Annotated in this window: 5 protein-coding genes; 1 reads left to right on the forward strand and 4 read right to left on the reverse strand. The window is 56.5% G+C overall.

Annotation, left to right across the window (positions count from 1 at the left end):
• Positions 1–22: 22 nt before the first annotated feature.
• From VM163_04240 to VM163_04255, 4 genes are all read right to left on the reverse strand, one after another.
• The gene (locus tag VM163_04240; protein ID HUT03082.1) at positions 23–1,903 is read right to left on the reverse strand and encodes a SpoIVB peptidase S55 domain-containing protein; all 1,881 of its coding nucleotides are present in this window, start codon (positions 1,901–1,903) and stop codon (positions 23–25) included.
• Complete coding sequence (locus VM163_04245) at positions 1,904–3,454, reverse strand: radical SAM protein (protein ID HUT03083.1); 1,551 nt, start codon at positions 3,452–3,454, stop codon at positions 1,904–1,906.
• Positions 3,455–3,507: 53 nt separating this feature from the next.
• Entirely contained in the window at positions 3,508–5,055 is a 1,548-nt protein-coding gene (locus VM163_04250) for a radical SAM protein (protein HUT03084.1), read from the reverse strand.
• 735 nt (positions 5,056–5,790) lie between these two features.
• Positions 5,791–6,120 carry a hypothetical protein gene (locus VM163_04255; GenBank protein ID HUT03085.1) on the reverse strand — a complete coding sequence of 110 codons (330 nt, stop codon included), beginning with the start codon at positions 6,118–6,120 and terminating at the stop codon, positions 5,791–5,793.
• Between the two features lie 5 nt (positions 6,121–6,125).
• On the opposite strand from VM163_04255, the gene VM163_04260 reads away from it, so the two are divergent.
• The coding region (locus VM163_04260; protein ID HUT03086.1) for a two-component regulator propeller domain-containing protein at positions 6,126–8,053 on the forward strand (1,928 nt) is incomplete at its 3' end.

Below are 8,053 nucleotides of genomic sequence, written 5' to 3' on the forward strand. Positions count from 1 at the left end.
AAGGTTTGGCCAACTAACCTGACTATAGCTTTCTCGGCTTAATCTGTATCCCGAGATTCTTCTTACCGCTTAGGTTGAAATCGCTCTCAAGCGCAAGCCTTGTCAAGACTTCAAAGTTGGCATTGTCGCGCGTCTCACTCGAGGCCGCCGACGAAAGGACGTCGCGTGCAGAGATAGGCAGGTCTGGTAGAACCTCACGCCCTCGCATTGCCACAAGCCTCCTCCTTGCAAGGACAACTAAGAGCTGTCTGTGGTTCGGCGCCTCGAGCAACATGTCAACCACGTCGTTGTAGCTCTTGGGTTGGAACTTCGCTTTGGCGCGCACGCTCTCCCACATCTGGTAAGCATCCGCTCCGAACACCATCAGCTCCGCAGACCCAGGCTGGCACGACTTCGGTATCGGGATCTGAAACCTCAGCGTCTTCTCCTTTTGTGCATGAGGTAGAACGCAGACGCTAAGCCCAACGCTCTCGCCCGGCCGCACACGCTTCTTATCAACGTCTATGGAGAGAATATCCGCGACGTCGATCGATTGACTAACCTTGAGCTTTATCTGAACCTTGTCGAGCCGGACATCCTCGAAACCATTGTCAATGACCGCAGCGAATGTCTCCCCCATATACCCCATGAACTGCCTGTAACTGTACTGAGGCATAGAAAGCGAATCCCTGATGCGCACCGGCTCATGCTCATTGACGTCCATCAGAATGTCCCAATCGACCGTCATCTCGCCCGACTCATGCTGGAACGCATAGATGCTGTAGTGTGCCACAAGCCCCAAGAGCAGTGGCGTGAAGTATTTGTCTCTTATCATCTCGAAATGAAACTCGCGCGTCCTGCCAGACTGGGCCCCCGTCAGCCACAGGTCTACCGGCAGCGTGTCCGCCCTACCCCCTATCTTGCCAGCAACAGCAGGATACCTATCCTGTGTTATCACGCCGAGAGGTTGAGAACTGGAAGAGATCTTGAAGCTGTATCTGTAACTCGGGAAGCCTGTATGGATGATACCGCTGCACATCGGATAGCTCACGCTTCCGCCACCGAAGCTCGGATGTCCGTAAGCGAGTAAGACGTCTCCGTCCCTGTAAGTCAGCGTTCCCATCCCCGATAAATCAAGGTCGCCCGTGACCAGCGACTCGCCAAGCGGACAGCCCGGCTTAAGCTGCTCCGGGTCGATATGAATGGGGCTTCGCGAACTCGCCTCAACAGACGTAAGGCCTAGCTCGCCGGCCACATTGTTCAGGCCCGCGGAACTCGACACAAAAGATAGCGGAATGGGCCTCAGTCGCACTCCGGCCAATCGCGAGAGCAGTGGATTACTGGAGGCTGCGGACTCCGAGACGATAAGCTCGGACTCGCCTTGACCCATATCTTTCAACGGCCGCAATTTGATGGGCAGCCTGAATCGCCCGTTCTCGTCCAGGTAGGGCTTCATCCCGGCGGACTCTTTTGCGAAAACGCCGCCTGCGCCGTGCGTCCCATGCTGCACGACAGGCGCCTTGAGCACTGTCAGCATCTCCTCTATTGGCGTGATCCCGCCTATCGGCTCCTTCTCGGCCATCCAGCCATACGATAACGCGCCGATCAGCTTGTCATCTATGTAGCATGGACTCCCGCTCATCCCCGCTAAGATGCCAAATCTCTTGAACGTCTTGTCCGTTCCTGTAAATAGAATCCGGTTCGCTCTCGGAGCAACGCCCCAAATGACGCCGAGTATCTCGATCTGTAGGCGCTCGGGCTCAAAGCCCTTTAGCGTCGTGAGGCAATACCCAGTCATGCCGGGCTTGATCTCGGATAGCGGCATGATCTCGACGCTCGCCGCAAACACGCTCGTTGCGAGCAGCCATGCCCACCAAAAGGCGCAGATGAAAACCACTGACCCCAATCTACGTCCAAGAGACATCTAAAGCTGGGCCTCCTTACTTCTTGATGCCTCCTGATGAGACACAGCGGCAGAACTCAACTCCGAGGCACGCCCCGAACCATTGCTCGCAAACAGCTTCGCCTGAGCATGAGCGTCGTGCCTGGCCTCGGAATGTCCTCCAAAGAACCAGTGCCAGGCAATGGTGATGCCGCTCTTTATGAACTTGACTAGCACGTCCCAACTGCGGATCTGCCCGAGATAGGAGATAACGGTCTTGGGCCTTATGTAAAACCGCCGGAGCGCATTGTTGTAAGCCTTGTCCAGCTCCTCGGCGGTCCACCCATGCGGAATGAAGACTACTTTGTGTTTGTTCATATCGTGCCAGCCGCCAACCACCTCACCATATTGCTCTATGTTCTCGCTGATCGGCGTGCCGGGGAACGGCACGAACAGGTGAATCTGGAAATCATCCACGTATTCTCTGAGCGCAAACCGCACCGTCTCCTCCAACTCATCCTTGGTCTGGGTCGGTAGCCCCGCTATGAAATACCCCCTAGTCCTTATCCCGGCCTTGTGAGTAGCGTGCAGCGCGCGCCGCACCTTCTCCAGATTAGTCCCCTTCTTAACAAACTCCAGCAACCGAACCGATGCCGCCTCAAGTCCGTAAGATATCTGCCAACAACCAGCCCTCTTGGCAAGAACCAACATCTCATCGTTCACGAGGTCCACACGCGAGACGCAAGTCCAGGTAATATCCATCTTCTCGCGAATTATGCCCTCGCATAGCCCGTAGAACCTATCCTTCGAGAACGTCATGTTGTCATCGTAGAACTTTATCTCACGGATGCCGTAGTCCCGAATGAGCCGCCTGATCGCCTCCAAGACATAGTCAGCGCTGAAGAACCTAATCCTGTTGCCGAAGACGTTCTTGGAACAGAATGTGCACCGGGCTGGACAGCCACGCGTTGTGTAGAGCGCTGCGACAGGCAAGCGCCCAAAAGAGTGAACCGGCGGCGTGTATATGTCGGGGAAGTGTTCCAAAAGGTCCCAGGCCTGAAACGGAAGATGGTCGAGATCTTCAAGGTATTCACGCGGAGGCGTTCGATGAGTCCCCTGCTCGCCGCGCAAGATCAGTCCGTTGACGCTCTCGAACGTCCGCTCCCCCCGGAACGCCTGCATCAGCTCCAGGACAGTTACCTCGCCCTCTCCGATCGAGCCCACGTCAAACTCCGGATAGCGACTCATTGTCTCCTCTGGGACGGCTGAGAGGTGCGGGCCACCGATCGCCAACTTCACGCGGCTGTCCGCCGCCTTGATGCCCGCCGCGAACCTTGCAGCGTTGCTTATCGAGAGCGTAACTGCCGTTACGCCAACAACGCTGGGCCTGTGCGACAAGGCCTTCTCGATCGCTTGCTCATAAGAAAGACCCAACGCCTCGGCATCGACAATGGCTGTCTTTATACCAGCCTGCCTCGTTACGGCGGCGAGATTCAGAAGACCCAGCGGAGCGACGTTATTGCTCGTCTGTTGGAGGTAGCAGTACTGCTCCCAAGACGTTAGAGGCGGATTGACTAGAACCAGCTCAGCCACGGCTCAACCTCGGAAACGCCAAAAAAAGAATGACTGCCAATTGCTGCCTATGATTAATGATAGATTCTCTCCCGGTCCCGCTCCTCCGTGTGCGACAAATCCCGGGGCACACCACTGGGGCGAGCGCTGAGCATGCCCTCTCTTCGAGCATTGTCAATTAGAATGTCCACGCCGTTGACATAGGTGAAGTTCTTGAGCATGTCAAAAATCTTGAATCCATTTCTGCGACAAAGAACCAAATATCTGAAAAAATTAACAAAAAACCGCTGCTTCTGATACCACAACTGCAAGAAAACCTTCCGAAGCGTCATCACCGTCAGCACTCGCGTCTGGAACCACCCAATCGTCAACGGACCGATGTAAGGAGTTGTGATGAATGAGGTCCGAGTAATGTCCACAACCTCCTTTGCCCACCTATTGCTCATCTTGCCGCCAAACTCCCGAAGCTTGTCAACTGCCTTTGTGCCCGGAAGCGGCTTCCAAACGTGGAAAACTGTTGTCTCAGCCTTGACCGAACGAGCCATCAACTTTGTCCTCCTCAGGCTTCTGCGAGTCTCGCCCGGGGCGCCCACGCAGAAATATGTCGTCGGAGACAGGTTATACTTACGGCATAGATGGGCGGCGTAATCGATCTGCTCGGCCGACAGTCCCTTCTCATACACTTTGTTCCGAATGAACTCGTCTCCGCTCTCGATGCCCGTTCTAATCTTCAGGCAGCCAGTCTCATGAAGCAGCCTCGCCTTCTCCTCGTCCAGCTCATCTATGCGAGAGTAGATCGAGTAAGGCAGCTTCCCAACCAGGTCGAGCTTCTCGTATTCCTCAAGAAACTTGCGCATCCACTCGCGGTTGATCGTAAACACCGGGTCCCACATCCAGGCTATCTTGAAGTATGGGCCCCGCCACTGGTCCCAAGCCTCGCGAACCTGCCGTGCATACACCACCGGGTCGAGGAACCTGATCCCAACGCCTACCCGTTCTCTCACGATCGTCGCCGAGCAATACGTGCACCCGTGGGGGCAGTTCCGCTGGCCAATGAAGGGGAACATCTGAAATACCTGAAGATGCTTGTCAAAATCGCTCCAGAACTTCCAGTCAGGCGCCGGCAGATCGGCAAGATTCTTAACCGCTGGCCTTGTGGGATTCTCGACGATTGTGTCCCCGTCCCTGAACCACACCCCCTTCAGGCCCTCCAGACTCCTCCGCTCCTCGAGCCTGTCGAGATACTCCTCGGTCGCGTATTCCCCATCACCGATGCAAATCGCATCAATGTCGAGCTCCTCAAACACCTTGCCCTGCGTAATCGTCGCGTGGTGCCCACCGCTGATGATCTTGACGCCCGGGTCGATCTTCCTGATCTCGCTCACTATCTCCCGCGCCGAAAAGCCGTGCGTGCTCAAAAGCGTTATGCCAATCACATCAGGACTGAACCTCAACATCTCCCGCCTGAGCCGCTCACGCCATCTGTTACGGCAGAATGAGAAGTCCAGAATCCTCGCCTGGTGCCGAGTGCGCTTCACAAGGTAGGTCGCTATCGACGCCAGACCAATGTTTATCGTAAAATACTCACCGCCGGTGGACGGGGTCACGAAAAGTATCCGCATTCTTCCCTCACCTGCCAGTTATATAACTCGCTGCAAAGTTACGGTCCTCAGTAGAAAAACTCCCAACCTCCTCGCGCCGAATTGCACTCCCTGTACGATACTGTTCTGCCACGTGCTGTCAAGTAAGCTTGCAGGAGGAGTTTTCGTAATCGTGCCCGGGCCTGCTCAACTGACGCCGTCCTTCCTGCATCCCCGGAAGGGGATTAAGTTGAATAGCCGTAGGCGCCGGCCGCAGGCCCAGCCTACGGACAGGTGGCGCCAAACCTCCTGAAAGGCGACCCCAACGGGGTCGAACGATGTCGTTGATCTGTCCATTTGTTCGACCCCGTTGGGGTCGCCAAGACAGAATTGGATGCGCCCTTAACCCCACGTTGCACATGGGGCTACTCACATTCAGCCCCGTTGGGGCTGGCGGCGTCCAGCTCACCGATTCCAGTTCTCGCACGCCCAAATCACCGCCTTGCGGCCTGCAACTCAACACTCCTCTCCCCAAAAATACGAAAACTCCTGAGCTTGCAGCCCCCGAGAAATCAAATTGCCTATGTGGGCGAGGCCCGTTTGGGGTGCGTCGGCCTGGGCCTACCATTCAAGTAATCCCCTTGTAGAGATTCGCAGGTTAATGTCAAGCTCGTGAAAACGAAAGCAGTGCCGTCTTGACGGTGTTTAACGCCGCAAAAAAGCACTTGACGCTTCTAGTTGCAGGCGTTATTTTTAAGGTGAGGTTGTAAGACAAAATTAGGAGAGTGGGATGAGGCTCCTATATTCTGTGGTGTCATTCTCAAGTGCTGCTATATGTAGTATGGAGATAGATAGGCGCCGCTCCTCTCCGTCCGCCATAGCCTCCTCCTTCGCACTTGCTACGGAGGACAAGCCGGCGACGGCGGGCTCGACCGCGCGAGGCCCACCTATGCTCGCCGCGCAGAACTTTCGCCTCGATAATCCCGAGATGAAAAAGCCGGCCAAGAGGCGCGAAGCCTCCCGGCCGGCCGTAGTGGGCGCAATCATGCGCCCACACGAGAAACCAACAATGATTATCGAAAGATAATCACAAATTATGAGGTACATGTCAAATGTCGAAAAGGTCTTTGATAGTGTTGTCAATCTGTTTTGTGGCTTTTCTAATCTCGTTCGCTTCGGGCATCTCTTATGCCGAGGAGTTCACTATCTACACGAATCCCTTCGCAAGCGGCGAGGACCTTGCCACGTCACCGGGCTGGGCGTGGTTCAAGGCTGGAGGATTTCTGGTGGGATTCAGCCCGTTGACGGAGGATTTCCAGCTATTTCGGCTCCCGTCGTCATATCCAGGAAACCAGGTTGTAGTCGATACTAGCGGGGCTGTCTGGGTCCACTGTAGGACCGTCATCTGCCGCGTCCTGGACCACCAGCTCGAGACTTTCCTGTTCACCGATGTACATGCGGGCGGCCCCTTTGGGGTGATCGCCGCGGCGCCCGATGGCAGCGTCTGGGCTGCAAATCCGGCGAATGGAATCCGGACCGGTATCGTACGCTTTGACGGGACGAGTTGGTCAGTGATGGACCACCCCGCCGGGCTAGAATATGCCCCCGGGGCGATATGCTTCGCTCCGGACGGAACTGGCTGGTTTGCGTGGGATGGCCCCCCGGTGAATGAGCACCAGCTTGGCCGGTACAGGGACGGCGAGTGGGAGGTGTTCGACGGTTTGGCTTACGGCGATTTCGTGCCGTTAGCAATCGCTGCTACAGACGCGGGCGACGTCTGGCTCGCTATCGATGGCATGAAGGTATATCACATAAGAAACGGCGAGGATGTGGCTGAATACCGGGTGTGGCCAGGGACGATGATTCACCCAACCGGGGTAGCCATTGACACCGTAGGCCGTGTCTGGGTACCGAGCGGCGGTGGAGGCGTGGCGATGTTCGACGGCGAGAACTGGACCACGTTCAACACGCTCAACTCCGGCCTGCCCTCAGACAACGTGAACGGTGTTGACGCGGCAACTGACGGCACAGTCTGGTTCACGACGGGCGGCGGCCTGGCGTGGTACTACCAGGGCCTCTGGAACAGTTACACGGGCGGCGAGTGCACCGTGATGAACAACAATATATGCTCTGTTGCTGTCGATGGCCTGGGCAGAACCTTCTACGGAACCTATTTCGGCCAGGTTGGCTACTCTGACGGCGTGCGCTGGAAGGAGCTCTACAACCCAGGGACTACCTACGCCGATGAGGTCTATGATATCGAGTTCTGGCTGGATGGCACGGTTTGGCTTGCCTGTCAGCAATTCCTGAAGGGCTGGAAGGGCACAATGACCAGCTACGGGAAGACGGACGACGGCATGTCGCTGAATCGCTCGACCAACCTTTGTCTTGACCGCCATGATAATCTATGGGTCTGTGCGGGCCGAGGCCTGGCCAGATACGATGGCTCCTCGTGGAGAACTTTTCAGGCCTTCACGAACGACACGCCGCCGCGGGCAATAACGCCTGAGGGCATCGCTTGCGACCAACAGGGCCGAATCTGGGTCGGCACCCCGATCGGGCTGGCCGGCGTCAAGAACGATCAGCTCGACCAGTTCCTGCCTCAGTACGAGTATGTCCACACGATAGCGTGCGACAACGACGGGATGCTCTGGCTGGGCTTTGGCTCAAGCGAACGAGGCGTGCTTGAATTCGACGGCGAGAACGAGGTGGCATGGTACACGATGGATGATGGTCTTCCGTCAAACCGGATAAGCTGCATCGAGTGCGATGCGGACAATAACATCTGGGTTGGGACGAACGACGGTCTGGGCTATTTCGACGGGACCGAGTGGACGATGTGGGACATCGATTCTGGCCTTGCGGTCAATGAGATACGCGACATCTCGATAGCGCCGAGCGGCGACGTCTGGTTTGCCACGCCGGCTGGGCTTCTCTGCCACGAGTCTGGCGTCAAGCCGCCGGGACCGACGATAACGATAGGGACTGACAGCGACGAGTATCACGCGGGCGACACGATGACGGTTGCGCTCTCATACGA

It is taken from the genome of bacterium (assembly GCA_035527515.1).
Taxonomy (GTDB): domain Bacteria; phylum B130-G9; class B130-G9; order B130-G9; family B130-G9; genus B130-G9.